This is a genomic window from Geobacillus sp. JS12 (assembly GCF_001592395.1).
GTDB lineage: Bacteria > Bacillota > Bacilli > Bacillales > Anoxybacillaceae > Geobacillus > Geobacillus zalihae.
The window spans coordinates 1858887-1877194 of record NZ_CP014749.1; the positions used below are offsets into that span (position 1 = coordinate 1858887).

At 55.1% G+C, this 18308-nt stretch carries 17 protein-coding genes and 3 pseudogenes; all 20 read right to left on the reverse strand.

Annotated elements, in window-relative coordinates; translation table 11 throughout:
- Positions 1-134: 134 nt before the first annotated feature.
- A pseudogene (locus A0V43_RS08985) lies at positions 135-778 on the reverse strand (phosphoribosylanthranilate isomerase).
- The gene (gene trpC, locus A0V43_RS08990; RefSeq protein WP_063193844.1) at positions 765-1541 is read right to left on the reverse strand and encodes an indole-3-glycerol phosphate synthase TrpC; all 777 of its coding nucleotides are present in this window, start codon (positions 1539-1541) and stop codon (positions 765-767) included. Before trpC ends, A0V43_RS08985 begins: the two are co-directional and overlap by 14 nt.
- Positions 1534-2553, reverse strand: coding sequence for an anthranilate phosphoribosyltransferase (trpD, locus tag A0V43_RS08995; RefSeq protein ID WP_013144898.1), 1020 nt, complete (start codon positions 2551-2553; stop codon positions 1534-1536). Before trpD ends, trpC begins: the two co-directional genes overlap by 8 nt.
- Positions 2547-4071, reverse strand: a pseudogene (gene trpE / locus A0V43_RS09000) (anthranilate synthase component I). Before trpE ends, trpD begins: the two are co-directional and overlap by 7 nt.
- A gap of 233 nt (positions 4072-4304) precedes the next feature.
- Positions 4305-4684, reverse strand: a pseudogene (gene aroH / locus A0V43_RS09005) (chorismate mutase).
- Complete coding sequence (gene aroB, locus A0V43_RS09010) at positions 4641-5780, reverse strand: 3-dehydroquinate synthase (protein ID WP_063192947.1); 1140 nt, start codon at positions 5778-5780, stop codon at positions 4641-4643. The pseudogene aroH and the gene aroB overlap by 44 nt, the downstream one beginning before the upstream one ends.
- A 2-nt stretch (positions 5781-5782) precedes the next feature.
- Positions 5783-6949: a chorismate synthase gene (aroC, locus tag A0V43_RS09015; protein ID WP_011231692.1), complete on the reverse strand. Its 1167-nt coding sequence runs from the start codon at positions 6947-6949 to the stop codon at positions 5783-5785.
- A gap of 100 nt (positions 6950-7049) precedes the next feature.
- A complete protein-coding gene (locus tag A0V43_RS09020; protein ID WP_015375271.1) occupies positions 7050-7820 on the reverse strand; it encodes a CheR family methyltransferase in 771 nt (256 codons plus the stop codon).
- Between the two features lie 72 nt (positions 7821-7892).
- Positions 7893-8342 carry a nucleoside-diphosphate kinase gene (gene ndk, locus A0V43_RS09025; protein WP_013524132.1) on the reverse strand — a complete coding sequence of 150 codons (450 nt, stop codon included), beginning with the start codon at positions 8340-8342 and terminating at the stop codon, positions 7893-7895.
- A 98-nt stretch (positions 8343-8440) separates the two neighbouring features.
- On the reverse strand, positions 8441-9403 hold the full coding sequence (gene hepT, locus A0V43_RS09030; protein ID WP_015375272.1) for a heptaprenyl diphosphate synthase component II: 963 nt from the start codon (positions 9401-9403) through the stop codon (positions 8441-8443).
- Between the two features lie 15 nt (positions 9404-9418).
- Positions 9419-10123, reverse strand: a complete 705-nt coding sequence (gene menG, locus A0V43_RS09035) for a demethylmenaquinone methyltransferase (RefSeq protein WP_015375273.1) — start codon at positions 10121-10123, stop codon at positions 9419-9421.
- 4 nt (positions 10124-10127) lie between these two features.
- Positions 10128-10907 (reverse strand): heptaprenyl diphosphate synthase component 1, encoded by a 780-nt coding sequence (locus tag A0V43_RS09040; protein ID WP_063192948.1) that lies wholly within the window; start codon positions 10905-10907, stop codon positions 10128-10130.
- A gap of 115 nt (positions 10908-11022) precedes the next feature.
- Complete coding sequence (gene mtrB / locus A0V43_RS09045) at positions 11023-11247, reverse strand: trp RNA-binding attenuation protein MtrB (RefSeq protein ID WP_011231698.1); 225 nt, start codon at positions 11245-11247, stop codon at positions 11023-11025.
- 12 nt (positions 11248-11259) lie between these two features.
- Complete coding sequence (gene folE / locus A0V43_RS09050; RefSeq protein ID WP_013144889.1) at positions 11260-11826, reverse strand: GTP cyclohydrolase I FolE; 567 nt, start codon at positions 11824-11826, stop codon at positions 11260-11262.
- Between the two features lie 128 nt (positions 11827-11954).
- Positions 11955-12227: an HU family DNA-binding protein gene (locus A0V43_RS09055; protein WP_008879623.1), complete on the reverse strand. Its 273-nt coding sequence runs from the start codon at positions 12225-12227 to the stop codon at positions 11955-11957.
- Between the two features lie 768 nt (positions 12228-12995).
- On the reverse strand, positions 12996-14474 hold the full coding sequence (spoIVA, locus tag A0V43_RS09060) for a stage IV sporulation protein A (RefSeq protein ID WP_011231701.1): 1479 nt from the start codon (positions 14472-14474) through the stop codon (positions 12996-12998).
- Positions 14475-14630: 156 nt separating this feature from the next.
- Positions 14631-15353, reverse strand: coding sequence for a hypothetical protein (locus A0V43_RS09065; RefSeq protein WP_063192949.1), 723 nt, complete (start codon positions 15351-15353; stop codon positions 14631-14633).
- Between the two features lie 17 nt (positions 15354-15370).
- Positions 15371-15574 carry a DUF2768 domain-containing protein gene (locus A0V43_RS09070; RefSeq protein WP_011231703.1) on the reverse strand — a complete coding sequence of 68 codons (204 nt, stop codon included), beginning with the start codon at positions 15572-15574 and terminating at the stop codon, positions 15371-15373.
- A 181-nt stretch (positions 15575-15755) separates the two neighbouring features.
- On the reverse strand, positions 15756-16790 hold the full coding sequence (locus A0V43_RS09075; protein WP_063192950.1) for an NAD(P)H-dependent glycerol-3-phosphate dehydrogenase: 1035 nt from the start codon (positions 16788-16790) through the stop codon (positions 15756-15758).
- 44 nt (positions 16791-16834) lie between these two features.
- Complete coding sequence (gene der, locus A0V43_RS09080; RefSeq protein ID WP_013144887.1) at positions 16835-18145, reverse strand: ribosome biogenesis GTPase Der; 1311 nt, start codon at positions 18143-18145, stop codon at positions 16835-16837.
- Positions 18146-18308 lie beyond the last annotated feature (163 nt).

Consider the following 18308-nt stretch of genomic DNA (forward strand, 5'->3'; position numbering starts at 1 on the left):
CTGCCGCATGCCCCCTCGAACAACGAACGCTTTGCGGGCAAATGTCATTCGCCCGCCGGCGTTCTTGTTCGAGGGAAAAGGAAGAAAATTGTGTTCAGCCATATCATTCTGTGTTTTTTCGTGCATAAAACGGATCATCGACACCCGTGATTCTTTATTTTTTCTTCGATTTGTTTCATCTTCGTTGGATCTTTGCGTCCGTCCGTTTCAATGCCGCTGCTGATATCGATGCCATCCGGGCGGTAGACAAGCAGCCGCTCGATATTGTCCGGAGTGATGCCGCCGGCGATGAAGCACGGCACGCCTTGGCGGGCCGCCTCTTCCAAATAGTGCGGCACCGCCTCCCAATCAAAAGCGACGCCCGTCCCCCCCAGGCGCCGGCGGCGCGGCTGTCAACGACGTAGCCATCGGCAATGCCAGCGTACTGCCTCATCGCCGCAAGCGCACCGTCGCCATGGTGGATCGCCTTCCAGACGGAAAGCGGCACCACCTCTTTCACCGCCGCCAGCTCCGCCGCCGTTTCACGGCCGTGGCATTGGATGACATGAAGCGGCAGCTCGGCGGCGACAGCGGCGATCCGCCTAACAGGGGCGTTGACAAAGACGCCGACAAGCTGCTTTGCGCCAAGCTTATGGGGCTCAAGCCATTGCTGCACTTCACTCGGAGAGACGTTCCGCCTGCTTTCGGCGAAAATAAAGCCGAGGTAATCAGCCTCGCTCGCGATAGCGGCCTGCACGTCTTCAGCCGAACGGTTGCCGCAATATTTAATTCGAATCATCCCCATCTTCCTCCCCAAACAGCCGGTAGACCGCTCGCTCCACATCATCTTGGCGCATGAGCGACTCGCCGACGAGCATGGCCTGCGCTCCGTACGATTTGACCGTCTTCACATCATGGAAGGAACTGATCCCGCTTTCGCTGACGATGACGCACGATGGCGGGATGAGCGGAGCGAGCGTTTTGGTCGCCTCAAGTGTTGTCACAAAGGTATGCAAGTCGCGGTTGTTGATGCCGACGATCTCCGGCGTAAACCGATCGAAAATCCGCTCGAGCGTCTCTTTTGCATGCACCTCGACCAGACATTCGAGCCCCAAGCTGTACGCTTCATGATAGAGCTCCTCGAGTGTTTCCGGCGGGAGCGCCTCGCCGATCAATAAAATCGCATCCGCCCCGAGTCGGACGCTTTCCTCGACTTGCCGCCGATCGATGATGAAATCTTTGCGCAGCACGGGAACGTTAACCGCTTCTTTCACCGCTCGCAAATAGCGGCGATGCCCTTGGAAATACCGTTCATCCGTCAGCACGCTGATCGCGTCGGCACCGGCGCGCTCATATGCTTTCGCGATGGCCACCGGGTCAAAATCCGGGCGAATGATGCCTTTTGACGGCGATGCTTTTTTCACCTCAGCGATCAAGCCAAGCATCCGCCGCGGCCGACGGAGCGCCTCCGCAAATGGCCGGCGCTTTCGCTCTGGCAATGGCGCCGGCAGCGTCAACGTTTCCACTTCTTCCCGTTTGGCTGCTAAAATTTGCTCAAGCATCATGAACCACTTCCTTCGCCCGCAGGCGTTGCAGTTGTTCGTATGCGGTTTTGGACAAAATGGCCTCTTTCGCCATCGCCACTCCTTCGGCAATCGTTTCGGCTTTGCCGGCGGCATACAGGGCGGCGCCGGCGTTCAGCGCAACGATATTGATGGCGCTCTCCGGCGCTGTTCCCGCCATCACCGCCTCAAGAAGCGCGGCGCTCTCTTCCGGATCGCGCACTTGCACATCGGCAAGCTCGCCGCGCGGCAAGCCGGCGTCTTCTGGTGCGATGACAAAGCGGCGGATCGCACCGTCTTTCAACTCCACGACATCCGTTTCTGCAGCGATGCTGCATTCATCAAGCCCATCGCGCCCGGTGACAAACAACACATGTTCCGAGCCGAGGCGGCGCATCGCCTCCGCCAATTTCTCAGCGTAGCAGGTCGAATAGACGCCGACGACTTGCCGCTTGCAGCGCGCCGGATTGGCGAGCGGGCCGATCAAGTTGAAAACGGTGCGGAAACCGATTTCCTTCCGCGGCCCGGCGGCGTGTTTCATCGCCGCGTGATAGAGCGGGGCGAACAAAAACGCCAGCCCTTTCGTTTCCAACGCCTGTTTGGCGGCCGACGGCGACGTTTGAATGTCGATGCCGAGCCGCTCGAGCACATCAGCGCTGCCGCTTTTTGACGAAACAGCGCGGTTGCCGTGCTTGGCGACTTTGACGCCAAGCGATGAAATGACGATCGCCGCGGCGGTAGAAACGTTGAATGTCGCCGCCCCATCGCCGCCCGTGCCGCACGTATCGATGACATCATCACTAGCCTCAATGGCAGTCATCCGGTCGCGCATCGCCCGCACAAATCCGACGAGCTCATCGACTGTCTCTCCGCGCAGGCGGAGCATGGACAACAGACTTGCGATTTGACTGTCCGTCGCCTCGCCGGACATGATGATATTCATCGCCGCATACGCTTCGTCTTCCGTCAACGCTTTCCCTTCCGCACATTTTACAAGCAGCTGCTTCAACATACGGCCCTCTCCCTTTCGCAAATAGTCGTTCCGCTTGTTCAATCGCATTCATCAAGGCGCTCGCCTTATTGCGCGTCTCTTTCCACTCCAGTTCCGGAACGGAGTCGGCGACAATGCCGGCGCCGGCTTGCACATAGGCATAGCCGTCTTTCACGACCGCTGTCCGGATGGCGATGCACGAATCGATGTTGCCATCAAACCCGATATAGGCAATCGCTCCGGCATACAGCCCCTTGCTGTCGGCTCGAGTTCCTGCAAAATTTGCATCGCCCGCACTTTCGGCGCCCCGCTCACCGTTCCAGCCGGAAAGGCGGCAAGGAGTGCATCGATCGGGTGGACGTTGTCGTCCAGTTCACCGACGACTTTGGAAATTAAGTGCATCACGTGTGAAAACTTGCCGATCTGAAGCAACACCGGCACCTCGACCGTTCCGTACTTGGCGACCCGGCCGATGTCGTTGCGTGCCAAATCGACAAGCATATAATGCTCAGCCCGTTCTTTCGGGTCGTGGTACAGCTCATCAGCCAGCCTCTCGTCTTCCTCCGGCGATCGGCCGCGCCGCCGTGTGCCGGCAATCGGATCGATTTCAACGCGCCGACGGTGCACTTGAATCAGTTTTTCCGGCGAACTGCCGACAATTTCCACACCGTCAAGCTGGAAATAAAACATGTACGGCGACGGGTTGATGTATCGGAGCAGCCGATAAATGGCAAAGCCTCCGGCTTGAACCGGCACGCAGAAGCGCTGCGACAGAACCGCTTGAAACACATCGCCGGCCGCGATGTACCGTTTCACGGCCTCCACATCGCGCAAAAACTGTTTTTTGTCATAGTTGGACACCGCTTTGGCAAACGAGGCGGTCCGCCCCGATTCGCTTTCCGCCGGCAAGAGCGGCTGCTCGGCTTGAGGGCGGGCCGCTTTCGCCGCGAGATCGGCCATGCGCCGTTCGGCCGCGCGGTACGCTTCGATTTTCTCTTCCTCCGTTTCGTTGCCGCTCAACCGAATATAGTGAATGACGAGCAACTCACGCTTTTTTTGGTCAAACGCAAACAGCGATTCACAAAACACGAAATAGGCCGTCTTCATCGGCACATCGCGGTTTTTGTGGCGCGGCACTTTTTCGATGGCGGAAATGAAATCGTAGCCTAAAAACCCAACTGCACCGCCTGTAAACGGCACCGTCTCGGCAAGCGGCTTGACGGCAAGCGTCCGCTCGACCCATTGAAACGCTTCTTTCAGCGTCGGTGCGGTGATTTGTTCGTTCCCGTTTTCGTCCTTCACCGAAAACGTTTCGCCGGTTTCGCTCTCCAGCGTCAAAAACGGCGCCACACCGATGAACGAATAGCGCGCCCACGGCGATTCGTCATCCTTGCTTTCAAGCAAAAACACGGCTTCCTCGCGCAAATTGGCAAACACGCCGAGCGGCTCAATGACATCGGCTACAAATTTGCGCACAATCGGGATGGTTCGAAATTCGTTCGCTTCCGTCAAAAAAGCGGCCAGCCCATCAGCAGACATCACTTCTCCTCCCTTCATGATCAGCGGGCGGAGAATGAGGGTTTATGAGGCGAAAAAAGAGAGGGAAAATAAAACGCCCAAAGACGACCGTCTTTGGGCAGATGTCGGCGAATGAAAAAACGCTCACCTCAGCTAAACTCGCTCATTCTCATCTACCCTACGCTCGCTCTCCACTCTCGCTCCACTTCTAACGCCCCGATGTCTCAGGGGGCAAAGAGGTTATTTTCACTATATTACATTTCTGTTTTTTTTGTCAACGACAAATCCGGGCGCAACACGACCGCCCTTTTAAATACACGTGGCAGATCTCTTCTTGCTGTTTCTCAGTCGCCACCGTCATCATGACGCGAATGCAACGCGGCAATGAACCGGGCACCGGAATTTCCCTCGTGCACATGACCGGCACATATGTCCAGCCGTCCAAACGGCGCAGCGCCTGCGCCGGAAACGCGGCGGTGATGTCGTCGGTGACGGAAATGAGCACAAACGACACATCAGAAGCGGCGACATCGTTTGCGCGGATCATTTCACGAAGCAACGTTTCCGTTGCCGCCACGATTTCCTCGGCGTCATTTCGATCCACTGTAATCGCTCCGCGAATGCCGCGAATCATCCTTTCCCCCCTGTCTGGAAAACTCGTCCAGCCACGTGAGCAGGTTGTCGTCTTCGAGTTCCACCACTTCCACGTCGCCGATCTCACAGAGAAGCACCATCCGCACTGTTCCGGCGTACGCTTTTTTGTCGCCTTTCATCTTCTCAAGCAGGCGGCGCGTCTGAACCGCTGCCGGCAGCGACACCGGGAAGCCGTATCCGGCGAACCAGTCGGCCAATCGATGCTCAGCGAACGACCGGCCGTAAAACCGTTCGCTGACAAAGACGGCAAACAGCATGCCAACCGCAACCGCCTCCCCGTGAGTGAGCGCGCCGTAGCCTAACTCGCTTTCCAGCGCATGGCCGAGCGTATGGCCGAAATTCAAATGGGCGCGCACCCCGGTTTCTTTTTCATCCTCACGCACGACGGACGCCTTAATGTCAATGCCCTTTTCAATGCAATAGGCGAGTTTCTCGCCGCGCAAGTCGGCGAGCGTCTTGATTTCCGCGCGCAGCCAGTCGTAAAAGCGGCGGTCGCGGATCAGCGCATGTTTGATCACCTCGGCAAACCCGGACCGAAGCTCGCGCTCGGGCAGCGTGCGCAAAAAGGAGGTGTCATACACAACTGCTTCCGGCTGATGGAAGGCGCCGATCATATTTTTGCCGAGCGGATGGTTGATGGCGACTTTGCCGCCGACGGCGCTGTCATGGGCCAAGAGTGTCGTCGGCATTTGAATGTAACGGATGCCGCGCATATAGGTGGCGGCGACAAACCCAGCCAAATCGCCGACAACGCCGCCGCCAAGCGCAATGATAACCGAGCGGCGGTCGAGGCCGCACTGCAATGCCGCTGTCTGGCAAGCGTAATAATGATCAAATGACTTGGCCGCCTCCCCGCTTGGAATGACGTAGGCGTACACGTCATACTCAGCGGCGGCAAGCAACGCCCGCACCTCATCCAAATAAAGAGGCGCCACAGTATCGTCGGTAACGATGAAAAGTTTTGTCCCTGGCGGACAGGAGAGCGACCGAAGCAAGCTTGGCAGCACGCGGGCCGCCCCATCGCCCAAAAGAAGCGGATAGCGCTTCGTCGCCGTTTCAATCGTCCGTTCGATCATCGTCAAAACTCCTTTGCATAGCGGCGGGCGCGTTCCACATTTTCCTTAATCAAGTCCATCCGATCCTGCCCAAACTGCTCAACGATCGCCGCCGCCACTTCCCAGGCGACAACGGCCTCAGCGACAACGCTCGCCGCCGGCACGGCGCAGCTGTCCGATCGCTCAATGCTTGCCGCAAACGGCTCTTTCGTCTCGATATCCACGCTTTGAAGCGGCTTGTACAGCGTCGGGATCGGCTTCATCACTCCGCGCACGACGATCGGCATCCCGGTCGTCACCCCGCCTTCAAAGCCGCCCGCCCGGTTCGTCCGGCGCGAAAAGCCTTGTTCTGGGCTCCAAATGATTTCATCGTGCACTTCGCTTCCCGGGCGGCGCGCCGCCTCAAAGCCGATCCCGAATTCAACGCCTTTAAACGCGTTGATGCTGACGATCGCGGCCGCGATTTTCGCATCAAGCTTTCGGTCGTAATGGACGTAGCTGCCCACTCCGGCCGGAACACCTTCAACGATCACTTCAACGATGCCGCCGATCGAATCACCGTTTTTCTTCGCCCAATCGATCGCTTCCATCATTTTTTGCCCCGCCTCCGGGTCAAAGCAGCGCACCGGTGATTCTTCCGTCACTGCCTGCAATTCTTCAAGCGAACGATAATCGAGCTTCTTTGCGCGCACGCCGCCGATTTCGATGACATGACCGGCGACGCGGATGCCGACCTCCTCCAAAATGCGTTTTGCCACCGCTCCAGCCGCCACGCGCACCGTCGTTTCCCTTGCTGACGAGCGCTCCAGCACGTTGCGCATATCGCGATGTCCGTATTTCAGGGCGCCGTTTAAATCGGCATGCCCTGGGCGCGGACGCGTCACTTTCCGCTTCACTTCCGCTTCGTCATCAATCGGCTCAACCGCCATAATCGTTTGCCAATGTTTAAAATCGCGATTCTCGACAACGAGCGCAATCGGCGAGCCGAGCGTTTTCCCGTGCCGAACGCCGCCTGTGATTTTCACTTCATCTTTTTCAATCTGCATGCGGCGGCCGCGTCCGTATCCTTTTTGCCGGCGCGCCAGCTCTTTATTGATGTGCTCGGCGCGCAGCTCAAGCCCGGCCGGCACTCCTTCCAAAATGGCCGTCAATTGCGGCCCATGCGATTCCCCTGCCGTCAAATACCGCATGTTTGTCTCTCCCTTCAGGTCTTTAACGCGTTTAAGTAAAAATATATCATAAATTCGAAAAATGAAAATAGTTTCAGGAAAAAAAGAAGCCGGCGCGGAGCTATTTTTTTCGGTAAAAAAACGTCTCTTCGACTTCAAAACCGTACAGGCCGGGATTGAAAATCTGCTCGGTGCTGCCGACAAACAGCACGCCTCCCGTCCGGAGCGCGTCGTGAAATTTGCGATACAGCATCCGCTTCGCCTCTTCCGTAAAATAAATGAGCACGTTGCGGCAGACGATCAAATCCATGTTGCGCGGAAACGGATCCGCGAGCAAGTTGTGCTTTTGAAACTTGACCGTTTGTTTAATCTTTTCGTCTATTTTATAATATTCGCCTTCTTTCGTAAAAAACTTTTTTCTCATTTCCTCGGGCAGCTCTACAAGCGACCGTTCGCTGTACAAACCGAGGCGCGCGCGGGCGAGCGCATTATCGTCAATGTCGGTCGCCAACACCGACACGCGGTGAAGCGGCAATCGTTTTGCGAGCACCATCGCGAGCGTATACGGCTCCTCGCCCGTTGAGCAGGCAGCGCTCCACACGTTCGGGCGCGGGTTTTCCGCCAATAGCCGCGGCAAAATGGTGTGCTCAAGCACCTCCCAACGCTTGGCGTTCCGGTAAAACTCCGAGACGTTGATCGTCATCCGATCCAAGCATTCATGCCATAGCGCCGGCTCTTTCTCCATCGCTGCAAACAGCTCGGCAAAGCTTTTTAGCCCTTTTTTCATGTACAACGACGCCAAACGCCGCTTCATTTGGGCTTCCTTATATAGCGATAAGTCAATGCCTGTTTTTCGCTTTACTTTGGCAATGAACTGCGCATAATCGTCCATCGTCGCCTGTCCCTCTCCCCTGTCAATGTACAAAAACGGCAAAAACCGGCCGAATGGCGGCCGGTCTTCGCATCAGTACAGCCATGCATTGATCTGTTTTGAATAGCTGACGAGCTCTTCTTCTTTAAAGAACAAGCTGATTTCGCGTTCGGCGCTTTGCGGCGAGTCGGAGCCGTGGATGACGTTTTTGCCGACCGTCAAGCCGAAATCGCCGCGGATCGTGCCAGGGGCAGCCTCCTGCGGATTGGTTTTCCCCATCATTTGCCGGGCGGCGGCGATCACGTTCTCGCCCTCCCACACCATGGCAAACACTGGCCCCGAGGTGATAAAGTCAACAAGCTCGCCGAAAAACGGGCGCTCTTTATGTTCAGCGTAATGTTGCTCGGCGAGTTCGCGCGACACTTGCATCAGCTTCGCGCCGACAAGCTGGAAGCCTTTTTTTTCAAAACGGGCGACAATCTCGCCGATCAAATTGCGCTGAACCCCGTCCGGTTTTACCATGATGAATGTCCGTTCTGCCATTCGCTCTCCACCTCTACTGTCGTATGTACTGGGAAACGGATTCCCACCCATCATAGTATCATTGTTTTCCGCCGTTGGCAACAGCGTCCTTGAAAGCGCTAATAATCCCTTTTCCCAATGTAGAGGGCGAGATCATGAAGCAGCGTGCGCGCTTCGTTGGCCGGCAGCTCGCCAAGCAGGCGAAGCGCCTTTTCCAAATAGCGGTCGCTTAGCGCATACGATCGTTCGATGGCGTCTGTCTGTTTAATGGCCGCTAGCACCGCCGCCATCTCCTCGGCATCCGTGTCCGCGTTGACGGCCGTAATTTTTGCCCGCACCTGTTCATCACAAAGGGCATACAGCACGGGGAGGGTGACGTTTCCTTGCTGCAAGTCGCTTCCGGCCGGCTTGCCGAGCTGCTCTTCCGTGCCGGTGAAATCGAGAATGTCATCGGTAATTTGAAACGACATGCCGACGTAATGGCCGAACCAATACAGCCGGTTGGCCACCGCCTCCGGCGCGCCGGCGGCAAGGGCGCCAAGCTGGCAGCTGGCGGCGATCAATAGCGCCGTTTTTCGGCGGATGCGCCGCAAGTACGTGCGAAGCGGCTGATCAAATCGGTATTTATCCTTGATTTGCTCGATTTCCCCGTGGCACACTTCAACGATCGTTTTCGCCAGCACTTGATGAGCGCGGGGGCTGTCAAGCTCCGCCATCCGCTCAAGCGAACGGGCGAAGAGGTAATCGCCTGTATACATGGCAAAGCGGTTGCTCCATCTCGCCTTGATCGTCGGCCGGCCGCGCCGCACGTCGGCGTCATCGATGACATCGTCGTGAACGAGCGATGCCATATGGATGAGTTCGAGCGCTACGGCTACATGTTTAATCCGTTCGAAATCATAATGGCCAAAGCGGGCGGACAGCAAGACAAAAACGGGACGGATGCGCTTTCCGCCCGCTTGCAATAAATGGAGCGCCGCTTCCCCGAGCGGCCCGTATTCGGATCGGACCGTCCGCTCCAGCTCCTCTTCGACCGCCGCCAAATCATCGCTTAAAAACGAATACATCGCCTTTAACTTCATGGTGTTCACCTTGACTCATCGTTTATAGCCTAAATGCATGGCCGCTACGCCGAACGTGTACGGTTTGACCTCGACATCGACGAAGCCGGCTTCGCGGAACATCTCGGCCAGCTCGTCCCGCCCTGGAAATTCGCGCGCCGATTCCTGCAGCCACGAGTATTCCTCATAGCTTTTCGCCAACAGCTTGCCAAACAGCGGCATAATAAATCGAAAATAAAAATAGTAAAGCTGGCGGAAACCAAACAACGTCGGCTGCGACGTTTCCAGACAGACGGTCATGCCGCCCGGCTTGGTGACGCGGTGCATTTCCTTCAGCACCGTCATATAATCAGGAACGTTGCGCAAGCCAAAGCCGATCGTCACATAATCGAACGAATTGTCGGGAAACGGCAGCTGCATGGCGTTGCCGTGAATGAGCTTGACATTGCCGAGGCCGCGCGCCTTCACCTTTTGTTCGCCGACTTTCAGCATGTTTTCGCTGAAGTCAAGGCCGTACACTTCCCCCTCCGGCCCGACCGCCTCAGCCAGCGCGATCGCCCAGTCGGCCGTTCCGCAGCAAACGTCGAGCGCCCTTTTCCCTTTTTGCACATTCATCCTCCGCATGACGTCTTCGCGCCATTTCAAATGGCGGCGGAAGCTGATGACAGAATTCATCCGGTCATAATGTGCAGAAATGTTTTCAAATACGCGATGGACTCGCTCTTCTTTCGATTGATGCATCGTTCTACCCTTCTTCCACCGACTTTTTGACGATGGCTTGAAATCCGCCGGCAAGTTCCGCCATGCGAAACCGCAGCAGGTCGTTCATCGGCAAATTCGCCGCCAGCAGCGCTTCCTTGCAATGGTCAATATAACGCTCGCAAAGGCGAAGCAAATGCCGCTTTTGTTCTTTCGTCAGCCCTTTGGCCCATGGAAAGGCGATATGCGCCATTTGCTCAAACAGCATCGATGACCCAGTGCGGACGAACGCTTCCTGCTCGAGCAGCAAGCGCCGCAACAGCAAGTAATGGCCGGAAAATCCCCCCCATTGCCGCGCCCCGATGCGCTCGGCAAGCTTCGCAAGCAACGCCGACTCGATCGTGCCGACCGCGGCGAACAGCGTCTCGATCCGCTCCACCTTTTTTTCATACAGCCGCACTTTTTGCTCATTCATCTCGCGGACCGCTTCGGCGAACAAACGGATGAGCGCAACATCGCCCGAGCGCGCCAGCAAGTCGTAATAAAGCCCGCTGTACAAGTCGCCGGCCAAAACGACAAGCTGCCGCGTCCGCAAATCGCCGCCGCGGTCTGTCACCTGATCATGGGTGTCAAGGGCGATTTGCATGAGCATCATGGCGATGATGCACCGGTCCGGCTCATTTGGCGCCGCCGGAGCATCCATCATCATCGACAGCGAAAGCAGCAGCCGGTCTTCATCAACAGCCGGCGCCGGCACATGCGCGCGCAAATACGGATGGTCAAGCAGCCGTTCGATTTGTTCCTTCAATGACGCCAATTTCACCATGATGTCATTCACTCTTCTCACCCTTGTCCCCCAAAAAATATCCGCACCGCCATGACGGACTCCATTATAACATAATTTTGTCGAAAACGCTCTAGTTTGCTAGAAATTTGCCGGTTTACTTTTTCCCTTCCGATTCAACCACACCGTGGCGCGTTTGAATATACGCTTTTCCTCTCACTTTGATCGCCGACGTATGTTCCGTGAACTGAGCAATCAACACTTCGCCTTTGTCAAGCTTTTCCGAATGGTGAAATCTTGTGTCCGCGCCGCGCGTCAGCCCGATGACGTTCACCCCGTCTTCGAGCGCTTTAATGACGACAAAATCACTGTTTGTGTACATCCTCTTCCCTCCTTACGCTTTGATTAACGAAAGCACTTCAGCGCGGGCGTTGGCATCTGTTTCAAACACGCCGCGCACCGCTGTTGTCACTGTTTTGGCTCCCGGTTTTTTCACCCCGCGCATCGTCATGCACATATGCTCCGCCTCAACAACGACCATCACCCCATGCGGCTCAAGCGCCTCGACGATCGAATCAGCGATCGTTGCCGTGATGCGCTCTTGCAGCTGCGGGCGGCGCGCCACCGCCTCAACGGCTCGAGCGAGCTTGCTCAGCCCGGTCACTTTCCCTTCCCGCGGAATATAGGCGACGTGGGCAGCGCCAAAAAACGGCACTAAATGGTGTTCGCACATCGAATAAAACGGAATATCTTTGACGAGCACAAGCTCCTCATGTTCCTCGCTGAATACGGTTTGAAAGTGTTGCTTCGGGTCTTCCTGCAGCCCAGCGAACACCTCGGCATACATTTTCGCCACCCTCTTCGGCGTATCGACGAGCCCTTCGCGGTTTGGATCTTCCCCGATCGCCTCAAGAATGAGGCGGACCGCATATTCAATTTGCGCAAAATTGATCTCTGGCATACAAACAACATCCTCCTGCATCATAAAAGCTGCATGTAATCCGATTCTAGCATAGGGAGCCAAAAAAAACAAAAAAGAAGGGCCGGTGGATCACCTGCCCTTCCCTCCTGCGCTCCTGCTATGTAGGCTTACTTGACGGCATCTTTCAATGCTTTGCCCGGTTTGAATGCAGGAACTTTGCTTGCCGGAATTTCCATTTCTTCGCCCGTTTGCGGGTTGCGTCCTTTCCGGGCGGCGCGCTCGCGCACTTCAAAGTTTCCAAAACCGATTAATTGCACTTTATCGCCTTTTCGCAGCGCTTCTGTAATCGAATCAAACACCGCATCAACGGCTTTTGTCGCATCTTTTTTGGAAAGACCGCTTGTTTCAGCGACTGCGTTGATCAATTCCGTTTTGTTCATGCCATTCACCTCCTCCCAAAGGGCTGGTCTTGTTTACTACCATTTGTGCACACTTTTCTGCTTTTCTATACATAGACATCCAATTCCAGCGGCAAGAAGGCCCGCGCGCCGGCGCAGCCAATCATTCTATGTTTGCCCCGCGACAGTCCGCCTAAGATGCATCTATGCCGCCGGCTGAAGCCCCTTCCCAACAGTTTGGGCTCCTCCTGTTTTCGCCGGGCGCAAACGAAGCCAAGGGCGAGGAAAACCGCCTTCTTCCCGCCAACAGGCGGTGACATGCCTAATCTTAACCAATTGACCGCGGAAATTCAACATCTTTTTTCGCAAAAACGGCCAATTTTAGGCATATTTCACCAAAACAACGATTTCAGATAAAAGATTACCATAACGCCATGCCCATAATCAAGTGCCAATCCTGATTTCTCAAGGGTTTTGGCGATTTTTCCCTTTGCCACTTAGCAACTGAAAAAATGGCATCAAAAAAGCTCCCTTGTCGGGAGCTTGGCGCGCGGCCTCCGCTTTTCTTTCTGTCTAGCTGCGGCGCCTAGCTCTCTTCTGCCAAATAACCTTCCCCCTCGGGGTGCAAGCACCCCCTGCGGGTGAAGAACATTTGGCTTCGAGAGCTAATCTCGGCGCCTCCGCTTTTCTTTCTGTCTAGCTGCGGCCGCTAGCTCCCTTCCGCAAAATAACCTCCGCCCTCGAAGTGCAAGCACTTCTGCGGGCGGAGAACATTTTGCCTCGGGAGCTTGGCGCGCGGCCTCCGCTTTTCTATAAAATAATCGCGATGAGGCCGCCAGAGCCTTCGTTGATGATGCGCTCAAGCGTTTCTTTCAGCTTGTAGCGGGCGTTTTCCGGCATGAGCGCGAGTTTCGCCTGAATGCCTTCACGGACGATGGAGCTGAGCGAGCGGCCGAAAATGTCAGAGTTCCAAATCGACAGCGGATCGTCTTCGAAGTCTTGCATTAAATAGCGGACGAGCTCTTCGCTTTGCTTTTCCGTGCCAATGATCGGGGCAAACTCCGATTCGACGTCAACTTTGATCATATGAATCGACGGCGCAACGGCTTTCAAACGGACGCCAAAGCGCGACCCTTGGCGGATGATTTCCGGTTCGTCAAGACTCATGTCAGACAAAGCGGGCGCAGCGATGCCGTAGCCGGTTTGTTTGACCATTTTCAGCGCGTCGGCGATTTGGTCATATTCCGCTTTCGCATGGGCGAAGTCTTGCATGAGCTGAAGCAGATGGTCTTTGCCGCGAATCTCGACGCCGACGATTTCTTTTAAAATTTGATCGTACAGCTCATCCGGTGCATACAAGTCAATTTCGGCGATCCCTTGCCCCATTTCGATGCCGGCAAGCGCCGCTTTTTCGATGAAATCGTACTCGGCAAACTGCTGCACAACCCGGTCGACGTCGCGCAGCCGTTTGATGTCTTTGACGGTGTCGCGCACCGCTTCTTGGTAGCTTTCGCGCAGCCAATGATCTTCGCGCAGCACCATCACCCAGCTCGGCAAGTTGACGTTCACTTCAAGCACTGGGAATTCATATAATGCTTCGCGAAGCACGTTATACACGTCGGCTTCGCGCATGCTTTCCACGCTCATGGCGAGCACCGGAATGTCGTACTTTTCGGCGAGCTCGCGGCGAAGCGCCTCGGTTTCCGGATGGTGCGGCCGAACGGTGTTGACGATCATAATGAACGGCTTGCCGACTTCTTTGAGCTCGCTAATGACCCGTTCTTCCGCTTCGACATAGTCTTGGCGCGGAATTTCCCCGATCGTGCCGTCCGTCGTAATGACAACTCCAATCGTCGAATGTTCTTGGATGACTTTTCTTGTCCCGATTTCCGCCGCCTCTTGGAACGGGATCGGCTCTTCATACCAAGGCGTGTGGATCATCCGCGGCCCGTTTTCGTCTTCATATCCTTTTGCGCCGGGCACGGCGTAGCCGACGCAGTCGACAAGACGGATGTTGACTTCAAGACCCTCATCAACTTTCACCGTCACCGCCTGGTTTGGCACGAACTTCGGTTCTGTCGTCATGATCGTCTTGCCGGCGGCGCTTTGCGGCAGTTCATCTTGGGCGCGCGCTTTATCGGCTTCGTTTTTAATGTTCGGAATCACGACCAACTCCATAAACCGTTTAATAAACGTCGATTTTCCGGTGCGGACGGCGCCGACAACCCCTAAATAAATGTCGCCGCCGGTCCGCTCGGCGATATCTTTAAAAATATCGACCTTTTCCAAATGACTCCCCTCCAGTCCTTCGGTCGTTATAAGAAACAGTGGAATGAGCTAGCATAGTCGGACACTATATGCATATGATGTTGTCCGATTCGGTTATGACTAAAATAGAAAAAATCCCTTCTCTAGAATGTATTTTCCTAGAGAAGGGAAGATGACTCATTTTGTGAAAAAAATCGGTTCATTCGTCTTGACGTCGATCGTATAGGGCAACGAATACGCCGGCACAAACAGCGAATGGTCGGTCAAAATCGGGCGAATATCGTCACCCGGCTTGTAGTGGTGCGGATATTTTTTCAACGCCGCATACAAATCAGAACGGTAGTCAATGTAAATTTCTCCATTCCCGTCGATGACAAACGGCAAGTTGTTGCCGGAAAACGGGCTGACGACATAAGGCGGCTCTTTATAGCCGAGCTTTTTGTAATCGAGCGTAAATACGCCCGGCGCAACGACGTCTTGAAACGGCGGATATTTATGCTTGTCCGTGTACATGCTAAGCCGCAGCTTCAGATCGCGGATGCGTTCGGCTAAGCGCAGATCAAGCAGCTTGACCGTCGGGTTCGTTTCCGCATCGATGATCATATACTGGAAGACGCCCCCGCTTTCATAGGCGTTTCCCGGCGGCTCCTGCATATAGCGGGGAACGAGCTTTTGAAAATCGACTGGATACTTCAAATACATCGGCGTGTTCATGTCGCGTGTTTTAATCGGCAGAAGCCCGCCGGTCGCCTTCCGGTACTCATCCACCGCCGATTGGACGGCCGCCACTTGGTCTTTGTAAGGAATTTGGTTTTGTTTCAGCCGCTCTTGTGGATACAAGCAGCCGGAAAGCAGCGCCAAACATATACATGACAACAACAAGCGAGCGATTCGTTTCATCTTTCCCACCTTTTTGCCTATTGCGGTGTCGGTCCGCTGAATACGACGAAAATGATGATGATGCCGGCGAAAATCAAAAGAATGTAGGCGACGAGCGCCAACAGAAAGCGAAGCCATTTCATCTTGACTTTGTAGCGGCTTAAGTAAATGAAGCCGACGGAAATAAACATAAACACCATCGAGGCGATGGCGATCCACATTTTCGCTAACGCCGGTGACATGGACGCTCCTCCTTTTTTTCGACAACTATCATTATAGCATTGGCAAAAAAAAAGCTGAAGTAAAGCGGGGCTTTCTTTACTTCAGCATCCCCTCATACCCTTCCGGAAGCTCAAGCCGATGATGGTTCGCCATATTGTATGCAGAACGAAGACGACTTGTACCGCCATTGGCCTATTTTCATCATTCTTGTTCGGCAAAAATGTTGTTTAAGTCATCCATTTCTTCTTTTTTTCCGCGCGCCATGAGCGAATCGACCGTCTCTTTCGGGTCTTTTCCCGCAAACAATACGTCATAGAGAGCTTCGGTGATCGGCATCTTCACACCAAGCTCTTTCGCCAGCTCATAGGCGGCTTTTGTCGTTCGCACCCCTTCGACGACCATCCCCATGCTCTCAAGCACCTCGTCCAGCTTTTTTCCTTGGCCAAGCATGTAGCCGGCTCGCCAGTTGCGGGAATGAGCGCTCGTGCACGTGACAATCAAATCGCCGACTCCCGTCAAACCAGCGAATGTCAACGGATTGGCGCCGAGGGCGCAGCCGAGGCGGGCAATCTCGGCGAGCCCGCGCGTAATGAGGGCCGCTTTGGCGTTATCCCCGTAGCCAAGCCCGTCGCTGATGCCGGCGGCCAAGGCGATGATATTTTTCAGCGCCCCGCCGACTTCGACGCCGATTAAATCCGGGTTCGTATACACGCGAAAATAGTGATGGTTCATAAAGATGTCTTGAATGCGGCGCGCCGCTTCCATATTGGGCGACGATACCGCCACGGTCGTCGGGTGGCGGAGCACAACTTCCTCGGCATGGCTCGGCCCGGAGAGAACGACAACATCTGCAAGCCATTCCCCCATTTCCTCGGCGACCATTTCCGACACCCGCTTATGCGTCCCTGGTTCGATTCCTTTGCTGACGGCAACAATGGTGATCGGCTTGGCCAAGCAGGCGCGCACGTCCGCAAGCACCGTACGGATCGCTTTCGTCGGCACGGCGAGCACAACGATCGCAACGTCGTCAAGCGCAGCGCAAAGGTCGTCATAGCCGATAATGGCGTCCGGCAGGCGAACGCCTGGCAAATATTTTTCATTTGTCCGCTTTTCGTTGATTTCGTTGATCTGCTCGGTCCGATGACCCCAGAGCCGGACGTGGTGCCCATTGTCAGCCAGCACGAGCGCCAACGCCGTCCCCCAGCTTCCAGCCCCCAATACGGCGATGTTCTCCATCGTTTTCCACTTCCTTTATCCGATTGTCGCGGCCTCCGCTTTTCTTATTTCCGCGGGCGGGCGATGATTTTAATCGGCGTGCCTTCAAAACCGAATGCATCGCGGATGCGGTTTTCCAAAAACCGTTCATATGAAAAATGCATCAGTTCTGGGTCGTTGACAAACGCGACAAACGTCGGCGGTTTGACGGCGACTTGCGTCATGTAATAAACTTTCAGACGCCGCCCGTTATGCGTCGGCGTCGGATTCATCGCCACCGCATCCATGATGACTTCATTGAGCACATTTGTCTGGACGCGCATCGCATGATTGTCGCTCACAAGCCGGACGAGCGGCAAGAGCTTATGCAGCCGCTGCTTCGTTTTCGCCGATACGAACAAAATCGGCGCATAGTCCAAAAACGGAAAATGGTCGCGAATCTTCCGCTCAAATTCGACCATCGTTTTGTCGTCCTTTTCAATCGCATCCCATTTATTGACGACCAAAATGACACCGCGACCCGCTTCATGCGCGTATCCGGCGATTTTTTTGTCCTGCTCGATGATGCCTTCCTCAGCGTTTAACACAACAAGCACGACGTCCGAGCGCTCAATGGCCCTTAACGCGCGCAAGACGCTATATTTTTCCGTGCTTTCGTAAATTTTTCCTCGTTTGCGCATCCCTGCCGTATCAATGATAACATATTCCTGCCCTTCGCGCACAAATGAGGTGTCGACGGCGTCCCTCGTCGTACCGGCGATGTCGCTGACGATGACCCGCTCCTCACCTAAAATGGCGTTGACAAGCGACGATTTGCCGACATTCGGCCGGCCAATGAGGCAAAACTTAATGACGTCTTCTTCATACTCTTGTCCACCGCCCTTTGGAAAATGACGGACAACAGCATCAAGCAAATCGCCAAGCCCTGTCCCATGAGCTCCGGAAATCGGATACGGCTCCCCAAAGCCCAGAGCGTAAAAGTCGTAAATCAAATCACGCATTTCCGGATTGTCGATTTTGTTCACCGCGAGCACAACCGGCTTATTCGACCGGCGGAGCAGCTTGGCCACCTCTTCATCAGCCGCAGTCACACCGTCCCGGCCGTTCGTCATAAAGATGATGACATCCGCCTCATCGATGGCGATTTCCGCCTGCTGGCGAATTTGCACAAGCAGCGGCTCGTCGCCAATGTCAATGCCGCCGGTATCGATCAAATAAAACGAATGGTTCAGCCATTCGGCTCGGCTGTAAATGCGGTCGCGCGTCACTCCAGGCACGTCTTCGACGATGGAAATGCGTTCCCCGACAATGCGGTTGAAAATCGTCGATTTTCCTACATTTGGACGGCCGACAATGGCCACGACTGGATTTGCCATGCTACCACCCTTTATCTTCGTTTTCTCCTTACCTTTGTCGCTGAAAAAAAACGCCCTTTTCGGAAGGGCATCGGTCCATCAACGCCAAGGGCACTTGACTGCGAGGCTAGGAAGGAAATGACTTTTTGCCAATCAAGTGCATCTTTTAGCGATGAACCAGGGT